Annotated in this window: 19 protein-coding genes; 6 read left to right on the forward strand and 13 right to left on the reverse strand. The window is 64.2% G+C overall.

Annotation, left to right across the window (positions count from 1 at the left end):
• Positions 1–4: 4 nt before the first annotated feature.
• The 4 genes from SZ64_RS13415 to SZ64_RS13430 form a co-directional block, all read right to left on the reverse strand.
• A complete protein-coding gene (locus tag SZ64_RS13415; protein WP_054532256.1) occupies positions 5–1177 on the reverse strand; it encodes an efflux RND transporter periplasmic adaptor subunit in 1173 nt (390 codons plus the stop codon).
• Positions 1178–1469: 292 nt separating this feature from the next.
• Positions 1470–1736, reverse strand: coding sequence for a GlsB/YeaQ/YmgE family stress response membrane protein (locus SZ64_RS13420; protein WP_054531291.1), 267 nt, complete (start codon positions 1734–1736; stop codon positions 1470–1472).
• A 182-nt stretch (positions 1737–1918) separates the two neighbouring features.
• The gene (locus SZ64_RS13425) at positions 1919–2218 is read right to left on the reverse strand and encodes a DUF1153 domain-containing protein (protein WP_054531292.1); all 300 of its coding nucleotides are present in this window, start codon (positions 2216–2218) and stop codon (positions 1919–1921) included.
• Complete coding sequence (locus tag SZ64_RS13430) at positions 2218–2535, reverse strand: hypothetical protein (RefSeq protein ID WP_054531293.1); 318 nt, start codon at positions 2533–2535, stop codon at positions 2218–2220. Before SZ64_RS13430 ends, SZ64_RS13425 begins: the two co-directional genes overlap by 1 nt.
• Positions 2536–2663: 128 nt before the next feature.
• Between SZ64_RS13430 and mnmA the strand changes: the two genes are divergently transcribed.
• Positions 2664–3815: a tRNA 2-thiouridine(34) synthase MnmA gene (mnmA, locus tag SZ64_RS13435; RefSeq protein WP_054532257.1), complete on the forward strand. Its 1152-nt coding sequence runs from the start codon at positions 2664–2666 to the stop codon at positions 3813–3815.
• A 27-nt stretch (positions 3816–3842) separates the two neighbouring features.
• On the opposite strand, the gene SZ64_RS13440 is transcribed toward mnmA, so the two are convergent.
• Positions 3843–4202: a hypothetical protein gene (locus SZ64_RS13440; protein ID WP_054531294.1), complete on the reverse strand. Its 360-nt coding sequence runs from the start codon at positions 4200–4202 to the stop codon at positions 3843–3845.
• A 32-nt stretch (positions 4203–4234) separates the two neighbouring features.
• Here SZ64_RS13440 and SZ64_RS13445 point away from each other — a divergent pair, with 32 nt between their 5' ends.
• Positions 4235–5380 carry a serine hydrolase gene (locus SZ64_RS13445; protein ID WP_054531295.1) on the forward strand — a complete coding sequence of 382 codons (1146 nt, stop codon included), beginning with the start codon at positions 4235–4237 and terminating at the stop codon, positions 5378–5380.
• An 8-nt stretch (positions 5381–5388) separates the two neighbouring features.
• Here SZ64_RS13445 and SZ64_RS13450 read toward each other — a convergent pair whose 3' ends face one another.
• Both SZ64_RS13450 and pdxH read right to left on the reverse strand, forming a co-directional pair.
• Positions 5389–6333 carry a cation diffusion facilitator family transporter gene (locus SZ64_RS13450; RefSeq protein ID WP_054531296.1) on the reverse strand — a complete coding sequence of 315 codons (945 nt, stop codon included), beginning with the start codon at positions 6331–6333 and terminating at the stop codon, positions 5389–5391.
• The gene (gene pdxH / locus SZ64_RS13455; RefSeq protein ID WP_054531297.1) at positions 6330–6944 is read right to left on the reverse strand and encodes a pyridoxamine 5'-phosphate oxidase; all 615 of its coding nucleotides are present in this window, start codon (positions 6942–6944) and stop codon (positions 6330–6332) included. The genes SZ64_RS13450 and pdxH overlap by 4 nt, the downstream gene beginning before the upstream one ends.
• A 191-nt stretch (positions 6945–7135) precedes the next feature.
• On the opposite strand from pdxH, the gene SZ64_RS13460 reads away from it, so the two are divergent.
• The 4 genes from SZ64_RS13460 to SZ64_RS13475 all read left to right on the forward strand — a co-directional run bounded on the left by SZ64_RS13460 (position 7136) and on the right by SZ64_RS13475 (position 10389).
• Positions 7136–8104 carry a J domain-containing protein gene (locus SZ64_RS13460; protein WP_054531298.1) on the forward strand — a complete coding sequence of 323 codons (969 nt, stop codon included), beginning with the start codon at positions 7136–7138 and terminating at the stop codon, positions 8102–8104.
• Complete coding sequence (locus SZ64_RS13465) at positions 8104–9051, forward strand: YihY/virulence factor BrkB family protein (RefSeq protein WP_054531299.1); 948 nt, start codon at positions 8104–8106, stop codon at positions 9049–9051. Before SZ64_RS13460 ends, SZ64_RS13465 begins: the two co-directional genes overlap by 1 nt.
• Positions 9052–9101: 50 nt before the next feature.
• Entirely contained in the window at positions 9102–9905 is an 804-nt protein-coding gene (gene fabI / locus SZ64_RS13470) for an enoyl-ACP reductase FabI (protein ID WP_054531300.1), read from the forward strand.
• Between the two features lie 115 nt (positions 9906–10020).
• Positions 10021–10389, forward strand: a complete 369-nt coding sequence (locus SZ64_RS13475; RefSeq protein ID WP_347230262.1) for a GFA family protein — start codon at positions 10021–10023, stop codon at positions 10387–10389.
• A 118-nt stretch (positions 10390–10507) separates the two neighbouring features.
• Here the strand turns inward: SZ64_RS13475 and wecC are convergent, their stop codons facing one another.
• The 6 genes from wecC to SZ64_RS13505 form a co-directional block, all read right to left on the reverse strand.
• Positions 10508–11818, reverse strand: a complete 1311-nt coding sequence (gene wecC, locus SZ64_RS13480) for a UDP-N-acetyl-D-mannosamine dehydrogenase (RefSeq protein WP_054531302.1) — start codon at positions 11816–11818, stop codon at positions 10508–10510.
• Between the two features lie 90 nt (positions 11819–11908).
• A complete protein-coding gene (wecB, locus tag SZ64_RS13485; protein WP_054531303.1) occupies positions 11909–13036 on the reverse strand; it encodes a UDP-N-acetylglucosamine 2-epimerase (non-hydrolyzing) in 1128 nt (375 codons plus the stop codon).
• Between the two features lie 62 nt (positions 13037–13098).
• Complete coding sequence (locus tag SZ64_RS13490; RefSeq protein WP_054531304.1) at positions 13099–13677, reverse strand: hypothetical protein; 579 nt, start codon at positions 13675–13677, stop codon at positions 13099–13101.
• 114 nt (positions 13678–13791) lie between these two features.
• Positions 13792–14307 carry a demethoxyubiquinone hydroxylase family protein gene (locus tag SZ64_RS13495; RefSeq protein WP_054531305.1) on the reverse strand — a complete coding sequence of 172 codons (516 nt, stop codon included), beginning with the start codon at positions 14305–14307 and terminating at the stop codon, positions 13792–13794.
• Positions 14307–14774 (reverse strand): disulfide bond formation protein B, encoded by a 468-nt coding sequence (locus SZ64_RS13500; protein ID WP_054531306.1) that lies wholly within the window; start codon positions 14772–14774, stop codon positions 14307–14309. Before SZ64_RS13500 ends, SZ64_RS13495 begins: the two co-directional genes overlap by 1 nt.
• A 22-nt stretch (positions 14775–14796) precedes the next feature.
• Positions 14797–16134, reverse strand: a complete 1338-nt coding sequence (locus SZ64_RS13505; RefSeq protein ID WP_054531307.1) for a S41 family peptidase — start codon at positions 16132–16134, stop codon at positions 14797–14799.
• Positions 16135–16160 lie beyond the last annotated feature (26 nt).

Consider the following 16160-nt stretch of genomic DNA (forward strand, 5'->3'; position numbering starts at 1 on the left):
CGCCCTATTTCGTCACGACGCGCGGCCTGACTTCATCGCCCGGAGCGAGGAAGCCGCCAGCGCGCAGCACGACCTTTTCGGAGCCGGTCAGCCCTTCGGTAACGGCAATGCCGTTTTCGGTGACCAGCCCGGTCTTCACCGCGCGCCGTTCCACCTTGTTGCCCTTGCCCACGATGTAGACGAAGCTGCCTTCAGCATCGCTGAGGATGGCGCTTTCCGGCAGCATCGGTGCAACCACTGTGCCGCTGCTGATCGTGGCCGTGGCAAATCCGCCGGGGCGCAGTTCAGGCGCATAATTGAGCGCGATGCGCGCGGTGCCCTGGCGGTTCTGCTGATCGATCACCGGAGCGACCTGCCAGACCTGACCGGTGAAGGTCTTGTCCGTGCCGACCGGAGTGACCTGTGCCGTCACGCCGGTGGAGATCTTTGCCAGTTCGGATTCGCCGACCAGCGCCAGAAGCTCGAACTGGCCGTCCTTGGCGATGCTGAACAGAGTGCCCGAACCGGGGCTAACAACCTGACCCGGCTCGACATCCCGCGTGAGCAGCAGGCCAGAGGCAGGTGCCACGATATTGAGCTGGGCATTACGCGCATTGCGTTCACCATATTGCGCTTCAGCCACGCGCACCCGCGCAACTGCGGCATCGCGTGTGGCGGTGAGGCGATCCACGTCCGCCTTGGATATGAAACCGCGATCCACCAGCTGCAGTGCACGGTCGAGATTGGCCTGGGCAAGGCGCGCATCGGCCTTCGCCACTTCGATATTGGCGGCGGTGCTGGCGGTCTGCTGCGTCTGAACCGAACGGTCGATCACGGCGAGAACCTGCCCGGCGCGGACCCACTGGCCGGCATCGACGGGAACGGACACGACCCGTCCGCCTTCGCCCACCACGCCAATCGGCATTTCGCGGCGTGCAGCCAGCGTGCCGGTGGCCTGGATCATTCCCTGTACGGTGGCCTGTCCCGGCGCGATCACGGTTACGGCGGGAGTCTGGGTTGCCTGCTGGCCAGTCGTTTCGCCTCCGCTGCGGGTCATCAGCAGAACGGCAATCGCGACGACCACGATCGCCACGACAGCGAAGATGATCAGCCTCCTGCGGCGTGCATCTTCGTCATGAGAATCCTGCCCCGACAGGATTTCCCGACTGCTGGCATCGACAGTGGTTTCGTAATTCATCTTTTCCGCCAAGTGCCCGAGATCCCTGCCCCCAAAATCCGCCACGGAAAGCCCGCGAACCGGCAAGGTGTGTTATACCCCTAAGCCACCCCGCGCAAGCCGGGCAGCATTCCCATCTGCCCATAGACCCGCGCCGATGCGGTGACAATCGGCCCTCTGCCGACTGTCATTCATGCCCGACGAAAGGCTTTTGCTGCAGTCGGCATCAAATCCCCAAGGGGCCGGGTTCGTTCCCGCCCCTTGGGGCAATTTGATTTACTCAAGGGATTCAGGCGCTTGCCCGCAGCGCAGGTTAACGCACGCGGCCGCGCTGCACGAGATTGACGATTGCCAGCAGAATTACGGCGCCGAGAACGGCGATCAGCAGCCCCGTGAGCGAAAACGCCTTGACCGTGCCCTGCATGCCCAAGAGCGGCCCGGCCACGGCATTGCCGACTACCGATCCGACGCAACCGACCACAATGTTCCAGACGATTCCCATCGAGGCGTCGCGCTTCATGAGCAAGCTGGCCAGCCAGCCTGCGATACCGCCGACGATGAGTGCAATGATCAAGCCCATGGAACTTCTCCTGCATTGTTGTTTTCCGGCCGCCCAAATCCGACGGCTCGTTCCGCCAAGGCTACAGCAATGCGGGCGAGTTGGGCAGGCTACCGCTTCCGGCCGCCGTGCGTGCAGGGCGGACGAACGAAAAAGGGCCGGAAAATCCGGCCCTTTCCCAATCATTCACGCGCTGCAAGAATTCAGTATTTGAGCTGTCGCTCGTAAAGGTCGCGATAGTGCTGGATGCGGGTGACGCGCAGGCCCTGCATGCCCGAACGGTCTACCGCGCGCTGCCAGGAAGCGAATTCCTCCAGCGTCAGCCCGTATCGCTCAAGCACTTCGTCAATCGTCAGCAGGCCGCCATTGACGGCAGCCACGACTTCCGCCTTGCGGCGCACGACCCAGCGCTTGGTATCGGGCGGCGGCAGGTCGGCCAGCGACAGCGGCTCGCCAAGCGGGCCGATTACCTGCGCAGGACGGATTTTCTGGTTCTCGATCATTACCTTCCTCGATCGCCGTGCGTCTCTTCGCTCGTAGCGGCGAAGTCGATGCCATCGGCGCATTTGCCATTGGCTAAAACAATAGGGTTAACAGCCGGTTTGCCTTCGCCCAGCGCCGCCAGATGGCGGGCGGACGACAGATCGAAACTGCCGCCCGCCAAGGGATTATGCGCGGCCGACAACCGGCGGAAATCGCGCGCCGCAGCCAGCCGGGCCGCAATATCGCCCCAGCTCAGCTCGCGCAGTTGCGTGCCGCCCACCGCCACTTCGGACGGGGTTGGTTCTTCACCGGAATGGATGATCCTGGCTTCGTACATGCCCGCCTTTTAGCCTGCAGCCCGTCAAGATCGGGTAAAGCCCGGGTTTACCGGGCGTTAGGGTTGATTAACCGGTCGCTTAAACGCCACGCTTTGCCTTGCGGCCGCACGCGTGTATGGGCCACGCCATGCCCGCAAGCTCCGCCCTGACGCTCGGTTTCGACCCGGCCAGCCTGTTCGATCTGCCGCGCCCGGCGCGGGAGAGCCGGATCGTCGTGGCCATGTCGGGCGGCGTGGATTCTTCCGTTGTGGCCGCCCTTGCCGCCGCAAGCGGGGCTGAAGTGATCGGCATTACGCTGCAGCTTTACGATTACGGCGCCGCGACTGGCCGCAAGGGCGCATGCTGCGCCGGTGACGACATTCGCGACGCGCGGCAGGTGGCGGACCGGCTGGGCCTCGCCCATTACGTGTTCGATCATGAAAGCGCCTTCCGCGAGGAAGTGGTCGAGCGCTTTGCCGACGATTACCTCTCCGGCCGCACGCCGGTGCCCTGCATCCGCTGCAATATGGGGCCAAAATTCACCGACCTGCTGCGCATGGCGCGCGAACTGGGCGCCGATTGCCTCGCCACGGGCCATTACGTGCGCCGGGTGGAAGGCGCGGCCGGGCCGGAACTGCACCGCGCGCTCGATCCGGCGCGGGACCAGTCCTATTTCCTATACGGAACCACGGAAGAACAGCTGGCCTTCCTGCGTTATCCCTTGGGCGGCCTGCCCAAGCAGGATGTGCGCTCCATCGCCGCGCAGGCCGGGCTGCTGGTGGCCGACAAGCCCGACAGCCAGGATATCTGCTTCGTGCCCGATGGCGATTATGCGAAGATCGTTCGCTCGCTGCGCCCCGAAGGCGTGCGGCCGGGCGCGATTGTCCATGCCGAAACCGGCGAGGAACTGGGCAGCCATGCAGGCGTGATCCACTTCACCGTGGGCCAGCGCCGGGGGCTGGAGATCGGCGGCCAGCCCGAACCGCTCTATGTCGTGGCGCTCGATGCGGAAAATGCCCGCGTGCTGGTTGGCCCCAAGCGGCTGCTGGCCACCGGGGCCGCGCAAATCGTGGAAACCAACCGCATCGGCCCCATCCCCGATGCGCCGCTGACGGCCAAGGTCCGATCGCTGGCAAAGCCGGTGCCGGTGACACTGGAAGGATCGCTGGGCGATGGCGAGCCGGTGGTGTTGCGCTTTGCCCAGCCGGAATATGGCGTCGCCCCCGGACAGGCTGCCGTGATCTATGCGGGGGACCGTGTGGTGGGCGGCGGCTGGATCGACGGCACCGAGCCTGCGTAACCGGCGGATGCACAGCCGGCCGGCCCGTCAATCGTCCCACTTCTCCAGCACGCAGCCATAACCTTCGCGGAATGTGGCCGTCTGGCTGGAAAGCAGGGGCACGCTGGCCGTAACGCTCTTCGCCGCTTCATCCTCGCTCAGGGAAACGAGGCCCATTCCGGGTTCGAAGTCCTTTTCGCAATCCGCCAGATCGCGCCCGCCGATGAAGCGGCAGGAACAGGCCACGCGCGCGCCATAGGCCGTGCCGGCCGTGGCCTGTGCCATCACCGTATCGCGATAGAACCACGCCGTAACCGCAGCAATCAATCCAAGGCCGAGCACGATTCGCGGCCAGCTCAGCCGCCTGCGCTGGCGCGTATTTCTGCTGGCGGGTTTTGCGGTTGCCATTGATCCCCAACTGACCGAGAGATGCGAACGCCATGAAGCGGCCCCTCCTCTCTATCGCCTCGCTCGCCCTGCTGCCAGCCCCGCTGCTGGCACTGGCCGCATGTGGCGGTGGATCGGAGGAACCCGCTGCCACTGCCCCACTGAGCGAGGCAGCACTGGATGCCGTGGTTGCCGATCCCGGCGCACCGCGCGAGCAGCTGGCCCGGCGAATCGATCACCTGTTCACCGGGGAAGGCATGGGCGAGACCCGCGCAGTGATCGTGATGCAGGGCGGGCGAATCGTGGCCGAACGCTATGGCGAAGGCTATGGCGAGGAAACCCGCTTCATCAGCTGGTCCATGGCCAAGACCGTTACAGGCGTGATGATCGGCATGCTGGTGGCTGACGGCAAGCTGCAGCTGGACGAAACGCCACCTATCCCCAATTGGCGCCGCACTGGCGATCCGCGCGGCGCGATCACCCTGCGCCAGTTGCTGCAGATGCGCAGCGGCCTGCGCCACACGGAAAGCGGCGATCCCGCTTACGAGGCGGACACGGTGAAGATGCTGTTCCTGCAGGGGCGCGACGATATGGCCGCCTGGGCCGAAGCCCAGCCGCTGGAAGCCAAGCCGGGCACGCATTTCGAATATTCCACCAACACCACCGTCATCCTGGCCGACATCGCCGCCCGTGTGCTGACCGACAGCACCGATCCGGAAACGCGGCGCAAGGCCGTGGACGATTACCTGAAGGCGCGGATCTTCGTGCCGCTGGGCATGTATTCCATGGTGCCGGAATATGACCGGGCAGGCACGCTGATCGGCGGCAGCCTGATCCACGGCACCGCGCGCGACTGGGCGCGTTTCGGCGAATTCCTGCGCCATCAGGGCGCGGTCAAGGGCGCCCAGCTGGTGCCCAAGGGCTGGATCACTTTCATGACCACGCCCAGCCCTCGTTCGCCCGATTACGGTGCGCAAATCTGGCTCAACCGCCCTTCGGAAACGGACCGCAACGTGCTGTTCGCCGCGCGCGGCCCGTCAGACCTTTATTCAATGGTCGGCCATCTGGGCCAATATGTGATGGTCTCGCCCCGGCAGGGCCTCACCGTGGTGCGTCTGGGCAAGACGGACGATGCGATTCGCGATCCGCTGGTTGCCGCTCTGGGCGATGTGGTCGCCTTGTTCCCGGTCCGCAAATAGGCAGCCGGTCAGCCGTCCTTGCGTTCACCCAGATCGGGCAGCAATTCCTCCGCCGCCGTGCCGTCTTCATTGATCAGCCCTTCCGGGTCCGGGTGGATCAGTACTTCCACGCCGGGAAAGGCTCGCTCCAGCTCTTCCTCGATCTCGTCCATCACCCGGTGTGCCTCGGCCACGGTCATGTGCGGATCGACCGAGGCGTGGAACTGCGCGAAGTCATGCGCGCCGCTGGTGCGGGTGCGCAGATCGTGCACGCCGCGCAGGGCGGGATGACGTGCAATGACGTTCAGGAACTCCTGCCGCCGCCATTCAGGCCATTCGCGGTCCATGATCTGGTCGATCGCCTCGGTGGAGGCGCGCCACGCGCCCCATGCCAGCCACAGGGCAATCCCGATACCGAACAGCGCATCCGCTCCCTTGATCAGGGCAAAGTGATCCAGCGCCAAGGCCGCGATCACGGCCAGATTGAGCACGAGGTCCGACTTGTAATGCAGATGGTCGGTAGAGATCGCGATACTGCCGGTCTTGCGAATCACATGGCGCTGCCATGCCAGCAGCGCGAAAGTGGCCACCATGGCGACGAGTGAGACGGCTATCCCTTCTTCCGCCGCTTCGGTGCGCGCGCCCGCCAGATATTGCCCCACTGCGCGGAACAGGATGCCGGCCGCCGAAAGCGCGATCAGCACCACCTGCAGCATCGCCGCCAGTGCTTCCGCCTTGCCATGGCCGAAGCGGTGATCTTCATCCGCCGGCATGGCCGCGATCCACACGCCCGCCAGAGTGGCAATGCTGGCGATCAGATCCAGCGTGGTATCCGCAAGGCTGCCCAGCATCGCGGCAGAGCCGGTCAGCGCCGTGGCCCACACCTTGATTACCACCAGCAGCAGGGCCACCGCGATGGAGGCATAGGCCGCGCTGCGCGTCAGCCGGGAATGTTCCTGGCTATATCCGGTCACGGATAGAGCAGGCTGCTGGTCCAGCCGCCATCTTCAGTGCGCACGAAACGGCGGCGTTCATGCAGCCGGTTGGGCCGGTCGATCCAGAATTCCACCGCGCGCGGCTTCAACAGGAAGCCGGTCCAGTGCGGCGGGCGCGGAATTTCCGTTCCTTCGGGATAGAGGGCGGAGATTTCCTCCACCCGGTCCAGATAGGTTTCGCGCCGGTCCAGCGGGCGCGACTGGTCGGACGCGGCCGAACCGATCTGCGAAACGCGCGGGCGCGAATGGAAATAATCGTCCGCCATCTGGCCGCTCACTTCGGTAAGCGGGCCTTCGATGCGAATCTGGCGGCGCAGGCTCTTCCAGTGGAACAGCAGGGCGGCCACCGGATTGGCGAGTATCTCGCCACCCTTGCGGCTCTGCGTGTTGGTGTAGAACACGAAACCGCCCAGATCTGCGCCCCAACCCTTCAACAGCACCATGCGCACCGAAGGAATGGCACCCGGCGTGGCGGTTGCCAGCGCCATGGCGTTCGAATCGTTCGGCTCGCTGGCCCGCGCTTCGGCATACCAGGCGTCAAACAGGGTGAAGGGATCGGTTTCGGGGATCGCGTCCTGTTCAGCTTTCACGTTCTATTCCTGTCGAAGTTGACAATGTTGACACAGTCCAGGGTTGAAAATCCGGCACCCCGGCGCGCGGCAGGCACGGGCAGGACCGGATCGGCACAAAGACTGTTCCATGGCCCTGCCCTAAGCCCGTAATGCAATGTAGGAAAGAGCGGCGCTTGCGCCTTCACGTTGCATTACCTAGCTAACACACCATGGCAGACCCTTATACGACACTGGGCGTGGCACGCAGCGCGAGCGAGAAGGACATCAAGTCCGCTTATCGCAAGCTCGCCAAGGAACTCCACCCCGACCGGAACAAGGACAATCCCAACGCGGCGGAGCGCTTTTCCGAAGTGACCCGCGCTTACGATCTGCTGTCCGACAAGGATAAGCGCGCCCAGTTCGACCGCGGCGAAATCGACGCCGACGGCAATCCCGCCATGCCCTTCGGCATGGGAGGCGGAATGGGCGGGGGCGGCTTCCGCCCCGGTGGCGGCGGTCGTGGCTATTCGGCGCAGGATTTCCAGGGCTTCGGCGATGAAGGCATGGATCTGGGCGATATTTTCGAAGGGCTGTTCGGCGGCCGTGCCGGGGGCGGATCGCCCTTTGGCGCACGCGGCGGCCAGTCCGGCTTCGGCGGCGGCGCGCGCCGCCCGCCCCAGACGGGCGCCAATGTGCAATATCGCCTGAAAGTGCCCTTCGTGGATGCCGCGACCGGCAAGGATCAGCGCATCACCCTGTCCGACGGCAAGACGATTGATCTCAAGCTGCCTGCCGGAGTGGAGGAAGGCACGCAGATGCGGCTCAAGGGCCGGGGCGAGCAGGGTCCGGGCGGCCCGGGCGACGCGCTGGTCACGATCAGCATCGAACCGCATCCCTTCTTCCGCCGCGATGGCAACGATGTGCGCATCGATCTGCCCATCACGCTGGACGAAGCCGTCAACGGCGCCAAGGTGAAGGTGCCCACGGTGGACGGGGCTGTGATGCTCACCGTCGCGCCGGGCAGCGGATCGGGCAAGGTGCTGCGCCTGAAGGGCAAGGGCTTCCAGCTGAAGGGCGGCGGCCGCGGCGATCAGCTCGTCACGCTGGAAGTGGACCTGCCCGACCATGACGAGGATCTGGTCCGCCGGCTGGAAGGCTGGCGCGACGCGCGCGACGTGCGGGCAAGGCTCAAATCCTGATGACAGATGGCGGGAAGCGGAAGCGGCCGGCTGAACCCGGCCAGCCGGTTCCCGACCTGACGCCAGAGGCACGCCGCGCCGCGCACAAGCCGCTGCTGCAGGGCGAAAGGGGCCATTCGCGCCTCTATGTCATTGCCCGCCGCGTGGCGCTGGGCACATGGAATGACGGCTTCATCCATGCCGGGAACCTCGCCTACCTTACGGTGTTGGCAATCTTCCCCTTCTTCATCCTCGGCGCAGCCGTATTCACTGCCGTGGGCGAAACGGACGATCAGCTGGCCGCCGTGCGCGCGCTGCAATCGGCCCTGCCGCCCAGCGTTGCCAATGTGATCGGTCCGGCCGCCAGCGATGCCATCGCCTCGCGCAGCGGCTGGCTGCTCTGGGCGGGCGGGCTGTTCGCCCTGTGGACCGTGGGCAGCCTGATCGAGACAATTCGTGATATTCTGCGCCGCTCCTACGGCACGCAACACACAAAGGGCTTCTGGCAACACCGGCTGATCTCCACCGGCATCATCATCGGCGCGGTGATCCTGCTGCTGGTCGCGCTGGTAGTGCAGGTAGCCATCGGCACGGTGGAAGAAGCCATCGACGCATGGGCGCCGCAACTGGCCAGTGCGCTGGACGGGCTGGTCTATTCGCGCGCGGCGACCGGGCTGGCGGTCTATTTCTCGATCTTCATGCTGTTCATCACGCTGACCCCCGCTGCCTATCGCGGCAAGCGTTACCCCAAATGGCCGGGCGCATTGCTGGTCACGGTGTGGTGGGTCGGCGTCACTCTGGCGTTCCCGCCCCTCCTCCGGTCGCTTTTTTCCTATTCGCTCACCTATGGCGGGCTGGCTGGCATCATGATCGCGCTTTTCTTTTTCTGGCTGGTCGGCTTAGGAGTGGTCGCAGGTGCCGAACTCAACGCTGCGCTCGCGCGTACGCCGGAAGAGGAAGGCACATAAGGATTTACGGTGGCCGGCCCCTTTGGGTCGAGAAGGAAGGACAGGGCCCGATGAGCGGTCTGATGGCAGGAAAACGTGGTCTCATCATGGGGCTCGCCAATGACAAGTCCCTGGCTTGGGGCATTGCGCAGAAGCTGCATGAACAAGGCGCCGAAATGGCGTTTTCCTATCAGGGCGAAGCCCTTGAAAAGCGCGTGCGCCCACTGGCCGAGAGCCTGGGTTCGGATTTCCTGTTCGATTGTGACGTTTCCAGCATGGAAGCGCTCGATGCGGCATTCGAAAAGCTGCAGAGCCGGTGGGAAACGATCGATTTCGTCGTCCACGCCATCGGCTTTTCCGACAAGAACGAACTGCGCGGGAAATTCGTCGACACCAGCCTCGACAATTTCCTGATGACGATGAACATCTCGGCCTACAGCCTCGTCGCCGTGTCGCAGCGCGCCGCGCGGATGATGCCGAATGGCGGTTCGATCCTCACCCTCACCTATTACGGCGCCGAAAAGGTCGTGCCGCATTACAATGTGATGGGCGTGGCCAAGTCCGCGCTGGAAACCAGCGTGAAATATCTCGCCAACGATCTGGGGCCGGACAATATCCGGGTGAACGCCATTTCGGCCGGCCCGATCAAGACGCTGGCCGCCAGCGGCATTGGCGATTTCCGCTACATCCTGAAGTGGAACGAATATAATTCGCCGCTGCGCCGCAACGTCACCATCGAAGATGTGGGCGGTGCGGGCCTCTACATGCTGTCTGACCTGTCCTCGGGCGTGACCGGAGAAATCCACCATGTCGATTCGGGCTATAATGTCGTCGGCATGAAGCAAGTGGACGCGCCGGACATCTCGCTCGTCTGATCCGGCTGGCACTGCCCGCTCGGGCGCGATGGACTCAGCTTGTGTTCGTGATATGTTCCATATCGCGAATCGAGGGAGACAAGTCATGCGTCAGGGCGGGTGCCAGTGCGGCACAGTGAGATACGCAATCGAAGGCGATCCGGTGCATCACGCATTGTGTCATTGCGCGGATTGCCGCGCTTCGGCGGGTGCGCCGATGGTGGCATGGCTCGCCGTGAAGGAAAGCCAGTTGCACCTGCTTTCGGGCGAGCTTTCGACTTATGAAGGCAAGAACGGCGCCCTGCGCCAGTTCTGCCCCCTTTGCGGCACTGGCCTGTTCTATCGCAACGAAGCCGTGATGCCGGGGCTGGTGGATATCCAGTCCGCCACGCTGGACGATACGGCCAGGCTGGTTCCGGGCGCCCATATCCAATGCGCCGAGCGGCTGCCCTGGATGACGATGCTGGGCGAATTGCCGGAATTCGAACGCTTCCCGGGCGGTTAGCGCTTGCTCGCCACTGTTTGGCGTGGCTCGTCATTGCGAGCATAGCGAAGCAATCATGGCCTGACGTGTTACGCCCCGGATTGCTGCGGGGCGTTGCCCCTCGCAATGACGAAGGGGATCAACCCGCCAGCCGCTCGGGCTGTTCTTCCGCTGCCGCGAACGGATCCGGCTGATCGGGCCAGATGCCGCGCGTATCGTAAACCCGCTTGCCGATGCGCTTTTCCAGCGGGACATTCTTGAACGCATCGTGGTCCACCAGCACGATCAGCACGCCGCATGTGGCGAGCGCGGTTTCCAGATCGACCTTGGTGGCGCCGGTGCCCTGATATTCGATCGGCAGTTCCGGCGTATGCGGTTCCACCACATGGATGCGCGAGCCATATTTGCGCGCCAGCGTAGCCGAGACGAGCCGGGCCGGGCTTTCGCGGAAATCGTCGATATTCGCCTTGAAGGCGAGGCCGAGGCAGGCGACCTTTTCGCCCGGCGCGGCATCCACCAAAGCCGAAGCGCGTGCGATCACGTGGCGGATCTTGCCGTCATTCACCCCGCGCGCCGTCTGGATCAGGGGTGTCTGTTCACGCGCGCCATGGACGATGAACCACGGGTCCACCGCGATGCAATGCCCGCCCACGCCCGGGCCGGGCTGCAGGATGTTCACGCGCGGATGGCGATTGGCCAGCCGGATCACTTCCCACACATCCAGCCCCATTGCGTCGGCGACGATGGAAAGTTCATTGGCGAAGGCGATGTTGATGTCGCGATAGGCGTTTTCGACCAGCTTGGTCATTTCCGCGCTGCGCGCATCGGTGGTGATGCATTCGCCGCGCACGAAGCGCTGGTAGAATGCCGCCGCCTTCTCCGCGCATTCGGGCGTCAGGCCGCCGATGGACCGGTCATTATGAATCAGTTCGACCAGGATCTTCCCCGGCAGCACACGTTCCGGGCAATAGGCCATGGCGATATCCGCCTTGCCCTGCACAAGGCCCGGCAGCTTCAGGTCAGGCCGTTCCGCGGCGATCACGTCGCGCATCTGCTCGGTCGTGCCGACGGGCGAGGTCGATTCGAGAATCACTGTGTCGCCCGGCTTCAGCACTTTCGCGACCTGCCGCGTGGCGGCCAGCACATAGGAAATATCCGGCGTGTGGCGCCCGTCCTTCTCGAAGGGTGTCGGCACGGCGATCACGAAAACATCCGCAGGTTCGACAGCAGTGGACGCCCGCAGCATCCCGTTGCGCACCACGGCCTGCACCAGCGCATCCAGATCGACTTCCTCGATATGGATTTCGCCGCGGTTGATCGTTTCGACGACCTTTTCGGAAATATCGACGCCCAGCACTTTCATGCCGGATCGCGCGATCACTGCGGCTGTGGGCAGGCCGATATATCCCAGGCCAACCATGCAGACTGCAGGAGCTTCACTCGAACGCATGCGGATTCCCTCACTAGACGGGGAAATCCTTTGCGCCGGAAGGGTAAAGATAGAGGTAACGATGCCCTTGCGCACCGTTCCCACTACCCCTCAGCCGCGCGCGGCCAGCAGGTCCACGATGCGCTGCGCGCTCTTGCCGTCACCGAAGGGATTATGCGCCCGCGCCATGGCGCCATAGGCAATCGGATCGTCCAGCAGGCGGAAGGTTTCGGCCACGATCCTGTTCGTATCGGTGCCCACCAGCTTGGCGGTGCCGGCCTCTACCCCTTCGGGCCGTTCGGTCGTCTCGCGCATGACCAGCACGGGCTTGCCCAGGGCCGGCGCTTCTTCCTGCACGCCGCCGCTATCGGTCAGCATCAGATAGGAAAGGCCGATCAGCCGGGCGAAATGCGGATAATCCAGCGGTTCGATCAGCGCGACATTGTCCAGCCCGGCCAGTTCGCCCTGCATCACCGTGCGGACATTGGGGTTGAGATGGACGGGATAGATCACCGCCACATCATCGCGCGCGGCGATCCGGCGGATCGCTTCGGCGATGTTCATCATGCCCGCGCCGAAATTCTCGCGCCGGTGGCTGGTGACGCCGATGATCTTCTTGCCGGCAAAGCGCTGTTCCAGTTCGGCAAGGCCACTCGCCAGCTCCGGCTCTGCCTCGATCCGGCGGGTGATCCAGTACAGTGCATCGATCACCGTATTGCCGGTGACATGCACTGTTGCCGGATCGACATTTTCCGCCAGCAGTGCCTTCGCGGATGTCTCGGTGGGGGCGCAGTGCAGCGCCGCGATCGTGCCGATGATCTTGCGATTGACCTCTTCCGGCCAGGGATGATGGATATTGCCGCTGCGCAGCCCGGCTTCCACGTGGCAGACGGGAATCTTGCGGTAATAGGCGGCCAGCGCGCCCGCCATGGCCGTGGCCGTATCGCCCTGCACCACCACCCAGCGCGGCTTTTCCGCATCGAGCACCTTGCCGATTTCGGTGAGCAGCGCTGCGGTGAGCGAATCCAGCGTCTGGTCCGGCTGCATCAGGTCCAGATCGTATTCGGGCGAGAGCCGCGCGATTTCCAGCACCTGATCCAGCATCCCGCGGTGCTGCCCCGTGACGCAGACGCGCGAGACGAAGCGGCTGTCCGCCGCCAGCGCGTGGATCAGGGGGAAGAGCTTGATCGCCTCTGGCCGGGTGCCGAAGACAGTGAGGATGCGTTGCGTGCCAGACATGGCCCGCCCCTTAGCGCTTCAATGGTTAAGGCCCGCTTTTTCGAGAGGCCTGGGCTCGCGCCTTACTGGCCGCCCTGCGGCGTAGCGGCGGCAGGTTCCTCGCCGGGCAGCGGAGCGTCGCGCTCAGCCTTCAGGCGCGCCTCATATTCCTTTTCGATCTGTTCGACCCGCGCCTGTTCTGCGGCGGCATCTGCATCGATCGTTTCAAGCCGCTTGGCGCGTTCTTCCTCGATCAGCTGGCTGAAGCGAATGTCGGAACTGCCATGCTTTTCCTTGTAGGCCGCATCGATCAGCTGCGAGGTACAGCCGGTCCAGCCGCCATAGCCAGAGGGGGAGCAAGACATGGTGCCGAAGGCGCCCACGGTCTCATAGGCTTCCACCCGATTGGCCCATGCTTCGTTGGCGGGCGATTCGCTCTGCCGCAGGGCTTCGGGAATGCGATAGCGTTCGCTTTCCGCCTTGCGGGCGCAAACCACGATTTCATTGCCGCTGGAGGCCGGGCAGGGATCATCCCCATAGACGATCAGCTGATTTACGGTTTCGCCCGCTACCTCGATCGGACCGACCTGCGCGAAGGCGGGGGCAGAACCGGCGAACAGCACGGACGGAACTGCGAGGACGGCAAGGCTAAGGCGTTTCATCGTGTCTCTCCGATGCGGCACGGCCGCAGGCAAATCTCGTTCGCCCTTACAGGGCATGATCCGCAGTGAACATGATCTGAAGCAATAACGGCTGCAAGCCCCGCAGCCTTTGCTTCAGATCCGTTCCGACAGGCGAATGGCCAGCTTGCAGCCCAGCCGGATCGCGCCGGACAGCAGCGGATAGGCGGGCGCACGCTCAGCCCCGGCGGCGAGGGCGGCATCGCGATGTTCGCGCTCGTCCTCGCGGAAATCCTCGATCACCGCGGCCAGTTCCGGGTCTTCGCCGTCCCGCGCCAGTTCTTCCAACTGGCTGGTGTAATGACGGTCAATCTCTTCTTCCACCGCGGCGGTGCAGGCCATCGCCGCTTCCGGCCCGATCAGTGCGGTTGCCGCGCCCAGCGCGAAACCGGCAACCGACCAGAAGGGCTGCAGCGCAGTAGGGCGCACGCCCCTTTCGGCCAGCATGGCATTGAACCGGGCAAGGTGATCGTCCTCCTGCGCGGCCATGGCGCGGATTTCGGTGGCGTGCGGCCCGCGCTCGCCCAAAACGGCAAGCTGCCCGGCATAGATGCGCGTGGCGCCATATTCGCCGGCCTGATCGACCCGGATCATGCGTTTGGTGTCGGCCATCACGCCTTCCTGCGCAGCAGCGCCAGAGCAAGCAGGGCCCCGGCCGTGGAGATCAGGAAGTTGTAACCTGCCAGCGAGATGCCGAACAGTTCCCATTGCGCCACATCGCAGCGGATGATCGGCGCGGACATGATCGCATCCAGCGGATCGGCCCCGCCCGACGAGATCGAGGAACAGGTGGTGAAGCCTTCCCACCAGCCATATTCCACACCCGCGTGATAGGCGCCGATCAGGCCGGAAACGAGCACGGCCAGCGCGGTCAGCCCGACCCAGAGCCGCTTGGGCGGCAGGACGAAGGCCAGCAGCCCCAGCACCACCGCCGCGAAATGGGCGTAACGCTGCCACCAGCACATTTCGCAAGGGTAGAGGCCGAAGCCATATTCGGAGATATAGGCCCCGGCCAGCAGGGCCACGGGCACGCCCAGCGCAAGCGCATGTGCCTGGGTGAGAGATTTGCCGGTCGCCATCGCAATCGCCCCCTTCTTCGCGTTACGGCCGCAGCGCCATGGCGCTGCCCGTAGTGCGGCGCAGGGTGGAGAGCGCGTAATAGAGCTGGAAGTCCTTGATGCCCTTTTCTTCCAGTTCTTCCGGCGTCATCTTGAAACGCGGATCGACTTCCTTGTCCTTTTCGAGCTGCTTGTCGTCCAGATCCACCTCGTTGATCAGGTGCTTGCGCAGATCGGATTCGCGCAGGGCGAATTTGGCGCGCTTGGCGGCATCGGGATCGGAAAGCTGCGGCACACGGATGTCCGGCTCGATCCCGCCTTCCTGCACCGAACGGCCCGACGGCGTGTAATACCGCGCGGTGGTCAGCTTGATCGCACTGTCGGACGTCAGCTTCAGCAGCGTCTGAACGCTGCCCTTGCCGAAGCTGGTTTCACCCATGATCAGCGCGCGGTGCTGATCCTGCAGCGCGCCGGCAACGATTTCGGACGCCGAGGCCGAACCGACATCGATCAGCACGATCATCGGCAGCTTGGGCGCAATATCGCCGGGGAACACGGTTTCCGCATCGAAGGAGATGTCCTCTTTCTTGTTGCGTCCGCGCTGGGATACGATCTGGCCCTTGGTCAGGAACAGGTCCGACAGGGCGACAGCCTCGTCCAGCGAGCCGCCGGGGTTGGACCGCAGATCCAGCACCAGCCCGCTGATCCGGCCGCCGGCTTCCTCGCGCAGGGCAGCAATCGCCGCGCGCACATCATTGCCGACATCCTTCGAAAATTCGTTCACCGAAATCACGCCGATGGCGCCATCTTCCAGCTTGTAGGTCACCGGCTCCAGCTCGATGACGCCGCGCGTCACGGTCACGTCGAACGGTTCCTCGCGGCCAGCGCGGAAGATGGTCAGCCGCACGCTGGTATCTGCAGGGCCGCGCATCTGGGCCACGGCCTCGTCCAGCGTCTGGCCGTAGATCAGCTTGCCGTCGATATGAGTGATGAAATCGCCCGCCTTGAGGCCGGCCTTTTCCGCCGGGCTGCCCTTCATCGGCGAGATGATCTTCACCGCGCCATCGTCCATCCCGACCGAAATGCCGAGGCCCTGATAATTGCCGTCGATCAGCGTATCGAGGCGATTCAGGGCTTCCCCTTCGAGATAGGCAGAATGCGGGTCGAGCGCGCTCAGCATCCCGTCAAGCGCGCCCTTGATCAGCACATCGTCATCCACCGGATCGACATAGAATGCCTTGATCCGCTGATAGACTGCAAAGAGCTTTCCGAATTCAGGTGCCGCACGGCCTTCCACCTGCGCAAGCCCGGCCGTGGTTGCCGGAATCAGTGCCACCGCCGTAACCAGCGCGGCGGATCGGAAAAGCTGGACGAATTTCATCTCAATGGCACCTTGAACACTTGTGC

The organism is Erythrobacter sp. SG61-1L (assembly GCF_001305965.1).
GTDB lineage: Bacteria > Pseudomonadota > Alphaproteobacteria > Sphingomonadales > Sphingomonadaceae > Andeanibacterium.

Excerpts from the sequence above, each read along its gene's own strand:
- SZ64_RS13415 (WP_054532256.1), bottom strand. The coding sequence starts at position 1,177 with ATGAATTACGAAACCACTGTCGATGCCAGCAGTCGGGAAATCCTGTCG.
- SZ64_RS13420 (WP_054531291.1), bottom strand. The coding sequence starts at position 1,736 with ATGGGCTTGATCATTGCACTCATCGTCGGCGGTATCGCAGGCTGGCTG.
- SZ64_RS13425 (WP_054531292.1), bottom strand. The coding sequence starts at position 2,218 with ATGATCGAGAACCAGAAAATCCGTCCTGCGCAGGTAATCGGCCCGCTT.
- SZ64_RS13430 (WP_054531293.1), bottom strand. The coding sequence starts at position 2,535 with ATGTACGAAGCCAGGATCATCCATTCCGGTGAAGAACCAACCCCGTCC.
- mnmA (WP_054532257.1), top strand. The coding sequence starts at position 2,664 with ATGCCCGCAAGCTCCGCCCTGACGCTCGGTTTCGACCCGGCCAGCCTG.
- SZ64_RS13440 (WP_054531294.1), bottom strand. The coding sequence starts at position 4,202 with ATGGCAACCGCAAAACCCGCCAGCAGAAATACGCGCCAGCGCAGGCGG.
- SZ64_RS13445 (WP_054531295.1), top strand. The coding sequence starts at position 4,235 with ATGAAGCGGCCCCTCCTCTCTATCGCCTCGCTCGCCCTGCTGCCAGCC.
- SZ64_RS13460 (WP_054531298.1), top strand. The coding sequence starts at position 7,136 with ATGGCAGACCCTTATACGACACTGGGCGTGGCACGCAGCGCGAGCGAG.
- SZ64_RS13465 (WP_054531299.1), top strand. The coding sequence starts at position 8,104 with ATGACAGATGGCGGGAAGCGGAAGCGGCCGGCTGAACCCGGCCAGCCG.
- fabI (WP_054531300.1), top strand. The coding sequence starts at position 9,102 with ATGAGCGGTCTGATGGCAGGAAAACGTGGTCTCATCATGGGGCTCGCC.
- wecC (WP_054531302.1), bottom strand. The coding sequence starts at position 11,818 with ATGCGTTCGAGTGAAGCTCCTGCAGTCTGCATGGTTGGCCTGGGATAT.
- wecB (WP_054531303.1), bottom strand. The coding sequence starts at position 13,036 with ATGTCTGGCACGCAACGCATCCTCACTGTCTTCGGCACCCGGCCAGAG.
- SZ64_RS13490 (WP_054531304.1), bottom strand. The coding sequence starts at position 13,677 with ATGAAACGCCTTAGCCTTGCCGTCCTCGCAGTTCCGTCCGTGCTGTTC.
- SZ64_RS13495 (WP_054531305.1), bottom strand. The coding sequence starts at position 14,307 with ATGGCCGACACCAAACGCATGATCCGGGTCGATCAGGCCGGCGAATAT.
- SZ64_RS13500 (WP_054531306.1), bottom strand. The coding sequence starts at position 14,774 with ATGGCGACCGGCAAATCTCTCACCCAGGCACATGCGCTTGCGCTGGGC.
- SZ64_RS13505 (WP_054531307.1), bottom strand. The coding sequence starts at position 16,134 with ATGAAATTCGTCCAGCTTTTCCGATCCGCCGCGCTGGTTACGGCGGTG.